We start from the raw sequence: 14,957 nt of genomic DNA on the forward strand, positions 1-14,957 counted from the left end.
TGCCTTTTCGTCCACGATGCGGGTCAGCGGCTGGCCGGCGCGCGGCCGTAGAGCAGGAGCATGGCGACGATGACGACGCCGTAGATAATCTGCCGCCCCGCCTCCGGCATCTGCATGACCGAAAGAATGGATTGCAAAAGCGTGATTAGGATCACGCCGGCGACCGTGCCGAGATAGGAGCCGCGGCCGCCAAGGATCGAGGTGCCGCCAAGCACGACCGCTGCTATCGACGGCAGGAGATAGGCGTCGCCCATCGACTGCGCCGCCTTGGAGGCATAGCCGGCCAGAAGCACGCCGCCGAAGGCGGAGAGCCCGCCGGACACGGCGAAGGCGATCAGCACCACGCGCCGCGTGTCGATACCGGAGAGGTAGGCGGCGCGCTCGCGGTTGCCGATGCCGTAGACCGTGCGGCCGAAGCCGGTGCGGGTCAGCACGAAAACCATCGCAGCACCGATCAGCGCCCAGATGACGACCGCGTTGGGCACGCCCGGAATGGCAAAGCCGGTCGCCAGATATCGCATCGCCGGGGTTGCCGAATCCTGCGGCGAGAAGCCGCCCGTATAGACTACCATCAGCCCTTGCGCGACGGCATTGGTGGCGAGCGTGATGATCATCGAGGGAATGCGCAGGTAAGCGACGCCGATGCCGTTGACGATGCCGATCGCGACACCGCAGAAGATGCCGAACGGGATCGCCAGCGCCACGCCGACCGGGCCGTAGGCGGCGGCCGCACAGGCCATCATTGCGCCCGCCGCCACCGACCACGGCACCGACAGGTCGATCTGGCCTAACAGGATGACCAGCATCATGCCGGTGGCGATGACGCCGAGAAACGAGGCCACCTTGAGCTGCTGCAGCAGATATTCCGGCGACAGGAAGCTGCGCGAATAAAGACTGCCGACAAACAGCAGCAGCACGATACAAGCAAAGGCGGTCAGCACCGCGGGGTCGGCGCGGCGGATGAATTTCGGCATGCGGCCAGCGATGCCGCCGACGGTCGTTTCGCTCACAGGAACCACTCCAGGCGGTTGCGGACCCTGAACAGGGCGAAGGCGCCGAGGCTGACCGCGATCAGCAGGATGACGCCCTGGAACAGCGGCTGCCAGAGCGGATCGAAATCGAAGACGAAGAGCAGGTCGCCGATGGTGCGGAAGGCGAGCGCCCCAAAAATCGCGCCGATGGCGCTGCCCTTGCCGCCGAACAATGAGACGCCGCCAAGCACCACGGCTGCGATCGAGAACAGCGTATAGGCATTGCCGCTGGCATAGGCCGCCTCGCCCGTATAGGTGAAGAAGGTCAGGAACAGCCCGCCGATCGCGGCCAGCAGGCCGGCCAGCGCATAGGCGGCAAACTTGCCGCGGCGGATCGGCACGCCGGACATGTAGGCCGCCATTTCCGACGATCCCGCAGCATAGGCCGCGCGGCCGAGCACCGACCGGCTGAACGGCACCCAAACCACGAGCACGACGGTAAGCAGCGCCACAAGGCTCGCCGGCACCACGCCGAACAGCCGCCCGGTCAGCGCGTCGGCCAGATCCTCGTTGACCGAACCGCCTGGAAACGGTCGCAGCAGCAGCGCGATGCCGAAATAGACCGCGCCGGTGGCGATGGTGGTGACGATCGGCTGCAGCCGTCCGTAGATGACGATGGCGCCGTTGATCGCCCCGCACAGCAGCCCGGTGCCGAGCACCGCGACGACGCCCAACGCGGTCTCGATGCCGGTGCCGATGACCAGCCATGAGGCCAGGCAGTTGGTCAGCAGAAAGATCATGCCGACGGAAAGGTCGATGCCGGCAGTGATCACCACCAGTGTCTGCGCCATGGCGACGAAGGCAAGCAGAACGCCCTTGTTGGAAGCCGTCTGCACGACATTGGCGGTAAAGCCGGCCGGATGGTTCGAGGTGTAGATCGTAAACATCACGATGAAAATGCCGAACGCCAGCAGCGTTCCGCGTTGTTCGGCAAGCCAGTAGCGCCAATCCTTCACGCGTCCGCTCCTTGGCCAACAGGCATCTCTTCGCCATGGATGTTGAGCGCGCTGGCGATCAGCGCCCGCTCGGTGATCTCGGCGCCGACCAGCTCGCGCTTGACCGCCCCGTCATAGAGCACCAGCACCCGGTCGCAGCAGCCGATCAGCTCGTCATAGTCGGTGGAGTAAAACAGGATCGCCGCGCCTTGGTCGGCAAGCTTGCGCATCAGCTGATACAGTTCCTGCTTGGTGCCGACATCGATGCCCCGCGTCGGGTCGTTGAGCAGGATGATGCGCGGCTGCCGCATCAGCCATTTGGCTATGACGACCTTCTGCTGGTTGCCGCCGGACAGCGCGCCGACCGGAATGTCGAGCCCTGCCGTCTTTATCGCCAGCAGACCCACCATGTCGTCGATCAGCCGCTGCTCGGCGGCACGGTCGATGATGCCGGCCCTGGACAGCCGGTCGAGCGCGGCGAAGGAGAGGTTTTCGCGCACCGTCATCGGCAGCATCAGGCCTTCCGTCTTGCGATCTTCTGGGATCAGCGCCATGCCGATCCGGTCACCGCGAGCCTTGGCCGGGCTGGCGATGACCGCCGGCCTGCCATCGATCAATATCTGGCCGCTGAGGCCGCGCAGCACGCCGAAGAAGGCGAGCAGCAATTCACGCTGGCCCTGGCCATCGAGGCCGCCGAGGCCGACGACTTCGCCCGCCCCGACCGTGAGCGAGATATTGTCCAGCCGGTCGGTCCAGGACAGTTTTCGCGCCTCCAGTACCGGAGCGGTGATAGCCGGCGCGCGCACCGGCTTCGGTGGGAAAATATGGCTGTACTCGCGGCCGATCATCAGCTCGACGACTTCATTGTCGCTCTTCGCGCCTGCAGCATAACTGGCGACATTGCGGCCGTTTCGGAACACCGTGCACTGGTCGGCAAGCTCGGCGATCTCGTTCATGCGATGTGAGATGTAGAGCAGCGCCAGCCCTTCCGAGCGCAGCCGCTTCAAGACGCCGAAAATTTTGGCGACGTCGGCCGCGGTCAACGCCGAGGTGGCCTCGTCGAGGATCAGGATGCGAGGCTTGCGTGCCAGCGCCTTGGCGATCTCGACCATCTGCCTTCTTGAAAGAGGAAGATCCTTGACCAGCGCCAGCGGGTGGATGTCGGCAGCGCCCGCACGAGCAAGAGCTTCTTCGGCGACGCGTCGCTGCGCCTTGCGGTCGATCATGCCGAAGCGCTTGGGCGGATCGGAAATGACAATGTTGTCGGCGACGCTAAGTTCGGGGACGAGCGACAGCTCCTGGAAGATGCAGACGATGCCGGCCTGGTTGGCCGCGGCCGGCGAAGCGAAGGTCACTTCGCTTCCGTCCAGCATCATGCGGCCCTCGTCAGGCGCGACGACGCCGGCCATGACCTTGATCAGCGTCGATTTGCCGGCGCCGTTTTCGCCGAGAATGGCGTGAATGCTGCCTGGTGTAACCGAAAGCTCGGCCTTTTCCAGCGCCCGCACACCGCCATAGCGCTTGGATATGCCCTCCATGCGGAAGAGCGGAACCGCACCGTCCATCGGCCCCTCCCAAGGCGCTTGTTCTTCGGGACCGGCGTCGCGGGATAACCCCGCGACGCCGAGCGATCAGCCTACTGGTTTTCCTTGCTCTGGCCCATGATTTCCTGCGCGGTGAAGTTGATGCCGCAGGTCGGGAAAGAGTTGCCGACGAAGAAATTGTCGGACTGGTCGGGGAAATAGTCCTCGCCTTCCTTGAAGTTCGGATCCTCGACGATTGCCAGCGGCAGCTTCACCGCTTGCGGGACGACCTGCCCTTCGAGCGCGGCAATCGCCGTCTTGATGGCGACCGCCACCTGGGCGGGGCCGGTTCCGGCCGACGAGCATTTCAGCCCGTCTGCGGCAAACTTGGCGCAGAATTTGCGAAAGCCATTCTCCGTTTCGCCGCCGAACGGCACGAACGGATGCTTGGCATCGATCATCGCCTGGACGATGCCGGTGTCGCCGCCCTGCCCGGTGACGCCGTCGAAGGGACCGTTGGTGGCGATCGCGTCGGCCGTAGCCTTTTGCGCCACGCCATCGTCCCATTTGCCGACGACTTCGGTGACCTCCCACTTCTTGCCGGAACCGTTGAGGACCTCATGGATGCCGTTGTGGCGGTCGGTATCGACCGACGTGCCGGCAACGCCGCGCACCTCGAGGATCTTGCCACCATTGGGAATATGCTTGACCAGCCAGTTGGCCCACAACTCGCCAAGGCCTTTCTGGTCGACATTGACGTTGATGGCGTCCTTGGTGTCGAGAATGTTGTCGAAGGCGACCAGCACGACGCCGGCTTCCTTGGCGCGCTTGATGACCGGTCCAAACGCCGTCGGATTCTGCGCGTTGACGACGATCGCGTCATAACCAGAGTCGATGAAGTTGTTGATCGCCGAAATCTGCGCCGGCACGTCTTCGCCGGTCGAGACGACCTTGAATTCCTTCAGTTTCGCCGCGACCTCCGGCTGCGCCGCATAGGCCTTCGCCGTCTGCACCATCTGGATGCGCCAAGTGTTGGCGATATAGCCATTGGCGAGCGCGATGCGGTACGGGCCTTCCTTCTTGGGGAACTTGAAGAACTGCGTGTCGGCCGCCCACGGCGCGAAGCAGTCCGGCTCGGCGGACGGGCCTTTGACGATTTCGGCTTCGGCGAGCGCCGACGAGCTCAGCATGACAAATGCAGTGGCGGCAACGATGCCACCAACAAGTGACTTGAACATCGATATTCCTCCCAGTTGCAGTTTTTGATTGTTCTTACGCGTCTCGCGCGTCCGGCCCGGCACCTCCCGCCTTGCCCTTCGCGCCTTTCAGGCGGCCGAATGCCGACCCGACCTCCTCCCTTGTCGCTCGGCTAACCGAAGTAAAAACTATCATATTATACATAATAAACAAGCATGAGCTGTCGCTTATATATAATAAACAGACTTTGGTCTTTGCCGCGAGCTTCCTCCCAAAGGCAGATGGTAGCGCTACCCATGACGCCGTGTAAAGGGTCATTTCGCGATACCTGGAAGTGCTTTCAGCGGGCAGTGCTCTCGCGGCACCTGAGCTCGAAGCCGAGGTCGACGACCGGCTCTTGCGGCCGCTTGCCTGCAATCGCCGCGAGCGCCATCGCGACCGACAGCCGGCCGATCTCGTAGCGAGGCGTCCGGATGCTGGTGATGGATGGAAAAGCCACTTCCATCATGTCGAGATCGTTGAAGCCTGTGATACCGATGGTCTTCGGCACGGCGATCGAGGCGCGGTGGCACTCGAACAGTACGCCGAGCGCAATGTCGTCATTGTTGCAGAAAACTCCGTCCAGTGTCGGCACCTTGGCCAGCGCGTCACGAAACAGTTCGCGCCCGAGCGTCACGCTGGACGGCACCGGCGTGGTGGTAATCAGCCGCGCGTCGAACAGACCGGCCGCCTCCATCGCCGCGCGATAGCCGGCCAGCCGACGCTGCGAGCGTGGGTCCATGCGCGCGCCGATGAAGCCGATGCGGCGATAGCCCGTTTCGATCATGTGCTCCGTCGCCGCCTTGCCGCCGTCGAAATGCGAGAAGCCGACCATCATGTCGACCGGATCGGGCCCGGTCTCCATGACCTGCACCACCGGGCAGCCGGCCGTTTCGAGCAGTCTTCGCGACATTGGCGTCTGGTCGATGCCCGCCACGATCAGCGCCGCCGGGCGCTGCGGGCCGAACACCTGCAGCAGCCGTTCCTCCTCGAGGCCGGAATAATGGGTATTGCCGAGCTGGATGCGGTAGGAACTGTCGGACAGGCTGTCATAGATGCCGCGCAGCACTTCGGCAAAGACGCTGTTAGTGAGCGACGGCACCAGCACGCCAAAGACCTCGGCGCGCGCCGAAGCCAATGCTCGCGCATTCGGGTCGGGCAGATAGCCGAGCTCATCGACGGCCGCGTGGATCTGGCGGCGCAGATCCTCCGAAACACGCCCCGGCTCGCGCAAGGCGCGGGAAACGGTGATGGCGCCGACGCCTGCCTTACGCGCGACATCGGCGATCGTCGGACGGCCGCCGCCGCGGCGCGAGCGCGGTTTGGTCATAGCCTTGTCCCGAACGCGGCGCCTTCGCCGAAGCGCGGCCACGAAATGCTGTTCAGCGTCTTTGCCACTGTCGCCATGCCAACCCGACTTGCCGCACCCGTCTGGCGTCGCGCAGCCTTACCCCATTGTCAAGCGAACCGGGCAGGACAGCTACCGGAACTCGGGTAGCGCGACAGTCGGCTGTGGGTGGTGAGCGGGCGTCTTGTCGTCCACCGTGCTCAAAATTCTACGCCGTGCGTTGTCCGCTGCGCCACCTCGTGGCATAGGGCAACGCGAACAAGTAGAGACCGCTGAGCATGAGCAAGCCGAGCGGGATCAGCGGCATGAGGTACACCCAGTAGGCGGGCTCGACACCTACGCCCAAGGTGATGAAGATGGCAGCGACGACCGCCGTAAAAATGATCGACAGCCAGCGGTGGAATTGCCGAATCCACGTGTTCCAGTTCATGAGCACCTCCTCTGAAGACGAGCTGAAGCGGATCGGGCGACCGCGCTTGGCGGCAGCCTTCTTTGCAAGCTTGTTTGATTTTGATGACGTCTTGTTGGCCATGCCCGTTGGCGGCCGGCACGGCTATTCTATCCGCGCCAGGACCTGCTCCAGGTTCGCTAGGAACCGCTGCCATCCGTATTGGGCACCCTGGTAGTACTGCTGCTGATCCGGCCGGAAGCCCAACTGCTCCATGCGCAGATGGGTCCCCGTGCTCGTAGGGGTGAGCGTCCACGTGACGACACTTTTGAGATCCTTGGTATCCCACGTGTAAGACAGCGTTTTGTTGGGCTCGACTGCCTGGACCTGACAGTCGACCGCCCCCCAGTCCGCGCTAAGATTGAAACGGTGCCCCTCGTCTGGCTTGAAATCGTTCTTCATCAGCCACTCCTCGATCAGGTGTGATTGCGTGAGCGCGCGCCAGATCTTTTCCGGCGGAAAAGCGACCTCCCGTTCGACAACGACGGCGCGCGTTTCGGTCTCAGTATTGGTCATTAGTCCATCCTTTTGAGCAAATCTTCGAGGTTGTCGAACCGGCTTTGCCAGAACCCAGCCATTTGGTTCGTCCAGTCGATCAGCGGCGCCAAGGCGCCGAGCTCCGCGCTATAATGCGTGTTGCGGCCTTCATGACGGTCGCGTACCAACCCGGCCTGCTTCAGCACCCCAAGATGCTTTGACACGGCCGGTTGCGAGACCCCGGCCCGAGCGGTCAGGGCCGCGACGGTCTGGTCTCCGTCGCGACACAGCCGCTCGAAGATGGCCCGTCGCGTCGGATCGGCAAGCGTTTTAAAAAGGATCTCGTGGGGCTGTGGCATTGCAATCGATAACTCGTTGGCTATTGATAAACCAATAACCACCGAGATATGTGTAAGTCAAGCAGGAATGTCGAGCGGTGATAGCGGACTGTCAGCCATTAGTCAGCGAACTTCCGCTGGGGGTCGTGAGCCGAAGTTCAAAGGGTCAGTGCTCAGGCCATAGCCGCGGCGCTGCGCCGCGCTTTCCACAGCAGCAGCACCATGGCCGCTATGTTCAGCAGGTTCCAGGCGATGCCGTTGAGGAATGCGGCGGCGTAGGAGCCGGTCAGATCGTAGATCCAGCCCGACATCCAGCCGCCGATCGCCATGCCGAAGATGGTTGCCATCATGACGATGCCGACGCGCTGGCCGGCCTCCTTGGCGGGCATGTATTCGCGCACGATGATGGCATAGCAAGGCACGATGCCACCCTGCGACAGGCCGAAGACCAGCGAGACGACGTAAAGCGACGCGAGCCCGTCGAAGGGGATGTAGAACAACAGCGACAGGGCTTGCAGCACCGAGCCGATCAGCAGGGTTTTCACGCCGCCGATGCGATCGGCAAGGAAGCCGGACGCCAGCCGGCTGACGACGCCCGCCGCCAGCATGATCGACAGCATGTCGGCGCCACGCGCCACGCCGTAGCCGAGGTCCATGCAATAGGCGACGATATGGACCTGCGGCATCGACATCGCCACGCAGCAACCCAGGCCGGCGACGACGAGCAGCACCTGCAGGGCTGCCGGCGACAATGAAATCGGCTGGACGGGCCGGCTGCCGGGCGAACCGGGAGCGGCGGCCCGTGGTGCGCGACGCCTGAGCAGCAGGATCAGCGGCACCATGGTCGCGAGGCAGACGACGCCGATCGCGGCATAGGTGAAACGCCAGCCTTCGGCCTGCATGACAAAGGGCATCGCCAACGGCCAGATCGCCCCGGCGAGATAGTTGCCGGCGGCAGCAGCCGTCACCGCGACGCCGCGGCGGCGGTTGAACCAGTGCGAGATGTCGGCGATCAGCGGCCCGAAAATCGCCGACGTGCCGATGCCGATCAAAAGTCCCTGGACAAGAGTGAATTGCAGGATCGAAGTGGTCAGCGACGCCAGCAGGAAACCGGTACCGAGCGCCACCGAGGCAATGAGCGCCGGGATCCAGTAGCCCATGCGGTCGATGGCGCGGCCGACCAGCACATTGCCGGCGGCGAAACCGACCATGGTCGCGGTATAGGGCATCGACGCGGCGGCACGATCGACGCCGAATTCCTCCTGCACGGCGGGCAGCACCACGACCACCGCCCACATGCCGACGCCGCCGATCGTCGCCAGCAGCACGGAAATGCCGAGCCGCATCCAGGCATAGGCGCTGTCGATGCCGCGGCTGCTTGCCTGGCTGGAGACGGTTGTGGTCAAGGCCCTGTCCGCGATTCTGCAAAATCGACCGGTTCGACACCACTATCGGTGCATTGGCGGCGCCGTGCAGCGCCACGACAGGCAAATCCGTGGCTCCAGGGATTCGAGCTGCGGTGGAACAGTGGCTACCGTCCCGGAGTTTTCCATCAAACTTACCAATGGAAGGAGTTTGTCATGACCGCGAAAAGGAAATGGTCGGCCGAGGTGACCGAGCACAGCGATGCGCTGGACCTCGAGGAACATATCTTCGAATCCCACGATCCCAAGAAGATCGCGGCCTCGTTGAAGCGATCGGCCGAGCACAGCGAGCGTCGCAAGGCCGAGCCGTTCCAGTCCGCCATGTCGATGCTGAATTTCTACATCAACCGTGCCGGCAAAAACCTGCCGGCCAAGCAGAAGAAAGTGCTGGAGGACGCCAAGGACGAACTGCGCGCCGCGTTTGGGCGCCCGAGAGAAGACTAGAGGGTCGGCCTACCTCGACTTGATGACGCTATCCGTATTGGCCAGGAGCTTGCGGACCGCGTTGCGCGCCGCATCCGGCCGTTGCAGGCGGATGTTCTTTTCGATCGCCTCGTGCAGCTTCTGCGCATGCTGCAAATCGTCCAGTTCCCGCGTCGTATAGGCGAACAGATGATCGAACGCCGATTCGATCAGCACGCCGAGCGGCACCAGAAGATCGTTGCCGGAGGCGCGCAGGATGGCCAGATGAAAACGCGTATCGGCGCGCGTGCGCTCCTGCAGCGTCGTCGCCTCCCCCATCTCCCGGCAGGCCTGGCTGATCTCGGCCATCTGCTCGTCTGTGCGCCGCATGGCGGCAAAGGCGGTCGCTTCCGGCTCAATGATGTGGCGGAACTCCTGCACCGTTTTCAGGAACACCTCGCGGTCGGGCGATGTCGCGTACCAGGCGAGCACGTCGCGATCGAGCAGGTTCCAGCGCTCTTTCGGCTCGACCCAGCTGCCGATCTTCGGGCGCGAGGCCAGCAGGCTCTTGGCCATCAGCATCTTGATCGCTTCGCGCACCGCCGAGCGGCTGACGTCGAAGGTCTCCGACCATTTGGCTTCATTGGGCAGGATGGTTCCCGGCGGATAGTCGCCGCGTACGATCCTGAGACCGATTTCATTGGCCAGCGACGCATGCACGCTCGACCCTGGCATACGCGCCGCGTCGGCGCGACGCACGACTGCCGCGCGCTCGGCGGACGCCGCCTTGACCGGTGTTTTTCTCTTATTCGGCTTCCCGTCCCGCATGTGCTCACAAAGTCCGGATTCCGAAAGCTGTCAAGCACGGGAAAAGCCTCGGGCTGCAATGCCTGCTTCTGTGCACAGATCAGCCCGGATGCATCGACCCCGTCATGTCGTTTTGACGTATTTCCGCCAGCTGTGTTCCGGGCGGAATCCGAGCATATCCCGCGCCTTGCGGTTGGAGAGCAGCGTTTCGTATTCACCAAGTTCGCCCTTGACCGGCACGCCGGGATAAAACCGCTTCAGCAATTCGGCCGTCGGCAGGTCGGACGAGGTGTCGTCATTGGCGGCGTTGAACACCTGATAGCCGAGCCCGTCCTTTTCGATGGCGCGCAACGTGATCTGGCCGAGGTCGCGCGCGTCGACATAACTCCAGGCGATCCGCTTGCGGAAACCCGGATCGGCGAACCATTTCGGGAATAGCGAATATTCATGCGGCTCGATGACGTTGCCGATGCGCAAGGCATAGATGTCGATGCCGCTGCGCAGTGCGAAGGCGCGCGCCGTCTTCTCGTTGACGATCTTCGACAGCGCGTAGCTATCCATCGGATCGACATCGTACTCCTCGTCGAGCGGGAAATGTGTCGGGTCGCGCGGCTCGTTGGCGAAGACCAGCCCATAGGTCGTCTCGCTGGAAGCGATCACTACCTTGCGGATGCCGAGCTTCACCGCCGCCTCGATGACATTGTAGGTGCCGAGCGCGTTGATGCGGAACACCTCGTTGTCGGGCGTGATCATGATGCGCGGGATCGCCGCGAAATGCACCACGGCATCGACCGGCTGCGCGCGCAGCGACGGGTCGAATTCATGCAGGCCCATATAGCTCGACAGCGCATTGAACACCTGCCCGCTGTCGGTGATATCGGTGATCAAGGTGCGCACCTTGGGATTGTCGAGCGGCTTGGTGTCGATGTTGAGCACCTGGCAGCCCTGCTCGACCAGATACTGCACGACATGACGCCCAGCCTTGCCGCTGCCGCCGGTGAACATGATCCGCTTCGTCATTTTGCTCTCCACATTCCCTGGAATACATGTGTATTGTCAGACAATATGGCATTCCGCAATCGCCTGCCAACCGCCTGCGGCGAAAACCCGCCTCAACAGTTCGCCTGCAAAGCGCAGCGCCGCCATCGATATCAACAACACAGGACGAAACGACATGAATACGACTGCCGCGAGCGAAAAGATCGGCTTCATCGGACTTGGCTTGATGGGCCACGGGATCGCGAAGAACATCGTCGATAAAGGGTACGCGCTGACGTTTCTCGGCCGCAAGAACCGCGCTCCGGCGCAAGACCTGCTTCGCCGGGGTGCGGAGGAAGCCGCGACCTCGCGCGACGTGGCAGTGGCATCTGATATCGTCTTCATCTGCGTCACCGGCTCGCGTGAAGTCGAAGCCATCATCCGCGGGACCGGCGGTCTCAAGGAAGGCCTGAAGAAGGGGTCGGTGGTCGTCGATTGCTCGACCTCGGATCCCACCTCGACCGTGGCGCTTGCCACCGAACTCAAGGCGCTCGGCGTCGACTATGTCGATGCCCCGCTGAGCCGCACGCCGAAGGAGGCGTGGGAAGGCACGCTCGACGCCATGGTCGGCGCGTCGGACGCGGTCTTTGCCCGGCTGAAGCCGGTTCTCGACACCTGGGCCGGACGTATCGTCCATATCGGCGACACCGGCGACGGCCACCGCATGAAGCTGCTCAATAATTTCATCTCGCTGGGCTATGCCGCGATCTATTCCGAGGCGCTGGCGCTGGCGCAGAAGGTCGGCATCTCGCCGCCGCGCTTCGACAGCGTCATCCGCAACGGCCGCATGGATTGCGGCTTCTACCAGACCTTTATGCGCTGGACGCTGGAAGGCGACCGCGATGCGCACAAATTCACCATCGCCAACGCCTTTAAGGATCTCACTTATCTCGAATCGATGGCGGGTGCCGCCGGCATCGCCAACCCGCTCGGTAATGCCACCAAGAACGCCTTCGCCGGCGCATTCGCCGCCGGGCCGGCCGATCAGTATGTGCCGATGCTGGCCACGCATATCGGCAAGATCAACGGCGTCGACCTGACGCCGCCTACAGCGCCACGCGTCCGATAGGACGCGCAATGAAGGCTGCAGAGCTGACATGGAATTTTCATGAGCCCAAAGCCTGATTCATTGCAATAGAACCAGGCGCTATGCTCCTGTTTGATCATCAGCTTCCGAACCGAACCTTTAGGACTATCATCTATGGGCAAACCCGATCAGCCAGCGCAAATGGCCAAGATGGGTAGAATGTTGCCATTCGTCTCGTCGACGAGAACGAGCAAGTGGCGCCAATTGCCGACCTTGCCAGCGACGCCGGGAAGGTAAAGCCTCGGCCCCAAAGGAGGCGCTGGCGAAGGAACCATCCCTGCGTTGGTCGACAAGGTGAGCGCTGTAGAAGGCGACCAACCGGGTGCGGGCGCGAGCCCACTACCCAAGCTTGTGACAAAGTCGATCGAGCACGTCTCGAAGCGCATTAGCGGCTTGGTCACGCTCGTCAGCAGACATCAGCTCGGGTTCAGCCTCCAGCCTGAGATGCGGCAGCACGGTTCGAACGGCGCTGCGGGCGGCGACCATATTGGCCTTCAGATCGAGGACGCGATAGGTGGCGACGGGATAGGCGATGCCCCTGACCTGGACGTGTCCCAGTTCCTCGCAATCGATCGTGTCCTTCACTTGCGCGAACGTCTCATAGGAAATAAGCACGGCGCCCGGCGGCGCCTCCTGCTCAAGGCGCGAGGCGAGATTCACGGCGCCGCCGATGATCGTGTAGTCCATCCGGTCTTCGCTGCCGAAGTTGCCGACAGTGCAATAGTCGGTGTGGATGCCGATGCGGCAACGCAGCGGTGTTTCAATTCCAATGTCGTGCCAGATGTCGGCAAGTTCGCTCATCCGCTTCTGCATAGTGAGTGCCATCTGCACACAAGCGAGCGCGTCCTCCTTGACGCCGCGCGTCTCCGGATCGCCGAAAAACATCAGGATCGCGTCGCCGACATACTTGTCGATCGTCGCGCCGTGATCCGAAGCAATTTTCGACATTTCCGTCAGATAGTGGTTGAGGAGCTGGGTGAGATCCTCGGACTCCATCTTGTCTGTCGTCTCGGTAAAGCCGGCGATATCAGAGAAGCATATGGTCAGCTTCTTGCGCTGGCTGGCGATCCTGACGTCCTGACGGCCGGAAAATATCGATTTGTACACCTGCGGCGCGAGATACTTGGCCAGCTTGTTGGAAAGCGCCTCGAGAGCCGCGGATTTCTCGGCGAGGTTCTCCTCCCGTTGCTTCAGCTCCGTGATGTCCGAGTAGACGGCGACCGTTCCGCCGCCGGTGATCCGCCGCTCGCCTATCATGATCCATCGTCCATCGCCGCGCCGCTGCACCCAGGGTTCGCCAGGGTTGCGGTGCCGGGAGAGCCGCTCGGCGACCCATTCCTCGAGCCGTCCCTCGGCATCCCGGATGTAGCCGCGCTCGGCGGATCGGCGAATGATGTGCTCGAATGTCGTGCCGGGCGTCAGCTCGATCGCAAGGTCGCTGTAGAGCAGCTCGCGGTACCGGCCATTGCTGAGGACGAGACGGTCCTCCCTGTCGTAGAGAGCGAAGCCCTCGGAGATGCTCTCGATAGCATCGATGAGCCGCTGGCGCGCTTCGGCGACCTCACGCAGGCTCTTTTCCTCGACCTCGACTGCGGTGTCCCGGAAGAGCCTGAGCGCCTCGGCCATGCGGCCGATTTCGTCACGGCCCGCGGCAGGCAGAGGCGTTCGAAGATTGCCGCCGGCGATGGCGAACATGCCTTGGCTCACCGCCCCCAGGCGGGCGAGAAGGCTGCGGTCGACATAGAGCCAGACAACCAGAACGGAACTCAAGAGGGTGAGAAAGGCGGAGCCAAGGACAACTCCGGTACCGTAGCGCTGGACAGTCGCGGCTTCGAGACCGGACGCGGCGATCTCGCGGTCTGCCGCGGCGACCAGGCGATCGACGGCAGCGGTGAGACTGCGCGACAGCCGATTGTTTTCGGCCAGAAGCTTTTCGCCCTCTGCGAGTACCGCGAGCTCATCCTTGCGCGCCTTAGGGATGCTGTTCCCGCCATCGATCAGTGCCTTGAACTCGTCGACCCGCTGTTGGAAACGGGTTCGCAGCCTCTCGTCGATCTCGGTGGAAACCGTGTCGAGAACGGCGAGCGACCGGCGCAGCGGAAACAGGATCAACGCCAGATCGTCTGGCGTTGGCGCGTCCGCCGTCTTGACCAGCACGTCATTGACCGCCGCGATCTCCTGCTGCGCCTTCTGCTGCGGAATATAGGCCGCAATTGCCTGGACCAGGTCGGCCGCCGCCGCCGCGCCGCGATCCGGCGCGAGCGACGTGTCGGCTGTAACCGCCTGCCATTGCTGGAGCTTGGAATTCATCACGAGGATACCGGGCGCCACAAGACGCTGGCTTGCATTTGTCGTACCCGACAAGCGGCGCAACAGTTCCTCCTTGCGCGCCACCACGGTGAGGCGGGCGGCAACAAGGTCGTCGAGGGCGTCGAGGTTGTGCCGCAGACCAAGAACCGCAGCCTCGATTTCAGCCACCACCGCCGTGCCAGGCGTGGCACCTTTGAGAGCGGCAAGCAGTTCCTCGAGGCGCGTCATCTCGACCCCGATCGCAGCCGAGACCTCGTCGTGCTGAGCTTTGCTGGTCGAAGTAAGTACGGCGGGCGAAGTGGCGGCGACCCGCTCGGCCTGGCGCGACAGCTGGAGGGACGCGAGCGCCAACGGCACCCGATCCCTGGTGATGCGGTCGACGACCTCTCCTACCTGGAGGAAGGCATAGAGAGCGGCCGCTGTCGCGAGCACGGCGAAGGTGCTGATACCGAAAAAAGCGAGCAACAGACGGCCGCGTATGCCGAAGCGCTCAAGCATCATGGCGACGCTCTGGTCTGAACGATCCCGCTAACTTGATGTGCATCAATTGTTT

General features: G+C 63.1%; 14 protein-coding genes. 2 read left to right on the forward strand and 12 right to left on the reverse strand.

Annotation, left to right across the window (positions count from 1 at the left end):
* Positions 1-23: 23 nt before the first annotated feature.
* The 9 genes from CIT26_RS13745 to CIT26_RS13785 all read right to left on the reverse strand — a co-directional run bounded on the left by CIT26_RS13745 (position 24) and on the right by CIT26_RS13785 (position 8,682).
* Complete coding sequence (locus CIT26_RS13745; protein ID WP_095493095.1) at positions 24-1,010, reverse strand: ABC transporter permease; 987 nt, start codon at positions 1,008-1,010, stop codon at positions 24-26.
* Entirely contained in the window at positions 1,007-1,987 is a 981-nt protein-coding gene (locus tag CIT26_RS13750) for an ABC transporter permease (protein WP_095493096.1), read from the reverse strand. Before CIT26_RS13750 ends, CIT26_RS13745 begins: the two co-directional genes overlap by 4 nt.
* Complete coding sequence (locus tag CIT26_RS13755) at positions 1,984-3,531, reverse strand: sugar ABC transporter ATP-binding protein (RefSeq protein ID WP_095493097.1); 1,548 nt, start codon at positions 3,529-3,531, stop codon at positions 1,984-1,986. The genes CIT26_RS13750 and CIT26_RS13755 overlap by 4 nt, the downstream gene beginning before the upstream one ends.
* A gap of 71 nt (positions 3,532-3,602) precedes the next feature.
* Positions 3,603-4,727 (reverse strand): sugar ABC transporter substrate-binding protein, encoded by a 1,125-nt coding sequence (locus tag CIT26_RS13760; RefSeq protein WP_095493098.1) that lies wholly within the window; start codon positions 4,725-4,727, stop codon positions 3,603-3,605.
* A 299-nt stretch (positions 4,728-5,026) separates the two neighbouring features.
* Positions 5,027-6,055, reverse strand: coding sequence for an HTH-type transcriptional regulator GntR (gntR, locus tag CIT26_RS13765; RefSeq protein ID WP_095493099.1), 1,029 nt, complete (start codon positions 6,053-6,055; stop codon positions 5,027-5,029).
* Positions 6,056-6,281: 226 nt separating this feature from the next.
* Positions 6,282-6,503, reverse strand: a complete 222-nt coding sequence (locus CIT26_RS13770; RefSeq protein WP_095493162.1) for a hypothetical protein — start codon at positions 6,501-6,503, stop codon at positions 6,282-6,284.
* 123 nt (positions 6,504-6,626) lie between these two features.
* Complete coding sequence (locus CIT26_RS13775) at positions 6,627-7,037, reverse strand: SRPBCC family protein (protein WP_095493100.1); 411 nt, start codon at positions 7,035-7,037, stop codon at positions 6,627-6,629.
* On the reverse strand, positions 7,037-7,357 hold the full coding sequence (locus tag CIT26_RS13780) for an ArsR/SmtB family transcription factor (RefSeq protein WP_095493101.1): 321 nt from the start codon (positions 7,355-7,357) through the stop codon (positions 7,037-7,039). The genes CIT26_RS13775 and CIT26_RS13780 overlap by 1 nt, the downstream gene beginning before the upstream one ends.
* A 152-nt stretch (positions 7,358-7,509) precedes the next feature.
* Positions 7,510-8,682, reverse strand: a complete 1,173-nt coding sequence (locus CIT26_RS13785) for an MFS transporter (protein ID WP_095493163.1) — start codon at positions 8,680-8,682, stop codon at positions 7,510-7,512.
* A gap of 234 nt (positions 8,683-8,916) precedes the next feature.
* On the opposite strand from CIT26_RS13785, the gene CIT26_RS13790 reads away from it, so the two are divergent.
* Positions 8,917-9,204 (forward strand): DUF3175 domain-containing protein, encoded by a 288-nt coding sequence (locus tag CIT26_RS13790; protein WP_095493102.1) that lies wholly within the window; start codon positions 8,917-8,919, stop codon positions 9,202-9,204.
* Between the two features lie 9 nt (positions 9,205-9,213).
* On the opposite strand, the gene CIT26_RS13795 is transcribed toward CIT26_RS13790, so the two are convergent.
* Positions 9,214-9,990: a FadR/GntR family transcriptional regulator gene (locus tag CIT26_RS13795; RefSeq protein ID WP_095493103.1), complete on the reverse strand. Its 777-nt coding sequence runs from the start codon at positions 9,988-9,990 to the stop codon at positions 9,214-9,216.
* Positions 9,991-10,092: 102 nt separating this feature from the next.
* The gene (locus CIT26_RS13800; RefSeq protein ID WP_095493104.1) at positions 10,093-10,989 is read right to left on the reverse strand and encodes an NAD-dependent epimerase/dehydratase family protein; all 897 of its coding nucleotides are present in this window, start codon (positions 10,987-10,989) and stop codon (positions 10,093-10,095) included.
* 154 nt (positions 10,990-11,143) lie between these two features.
* On the opposite strand from CIT26_RS13800, the gene CIT26_RS13805 reads away from it, so the two are divergent.
* Entirely contained in the window at positions 11,144-12,076 is a 933-nt protein-coding gene (locus tag CIT26_RS13805; protein ID WP_095493164.1) for an NAD(P)-dependent oxidoreductase, read from the forward strand.
* 357 nt (positions 12,077-12,433) lie between these two features.
* Here CIT26_RS13805 and CIT26_RS13810 read toward each other — a convergent pair whose 3' ends face one another.
* Positions 12,434-14,902 carry an adenylate/guanylate cyclase domain-containing protein gene (locus CIT26_RS13810; protein ID WP_095493165.1) on the reverse strand — a complete coding sequence of 823 codons (2,469 nt, stop codon included), beginning with the start codon at positions 14,900-14,902 and terminating at the stop codon, positions 12,434-12,436.
* Positions 14,903-14,957 lie beyond the last annotated feature (55 nt).

Origin of the sequence: Mesorhizobium temperatum (assembly GCF_002284575.1) — a bacterium.
Classification (GTDB): Bacteria; Pseudomonadota; Alphaproteobacteria; order Rhizobiales; family Rhizobiaceae; genus Mesorhizobium; species Mesorhizobium temperatum.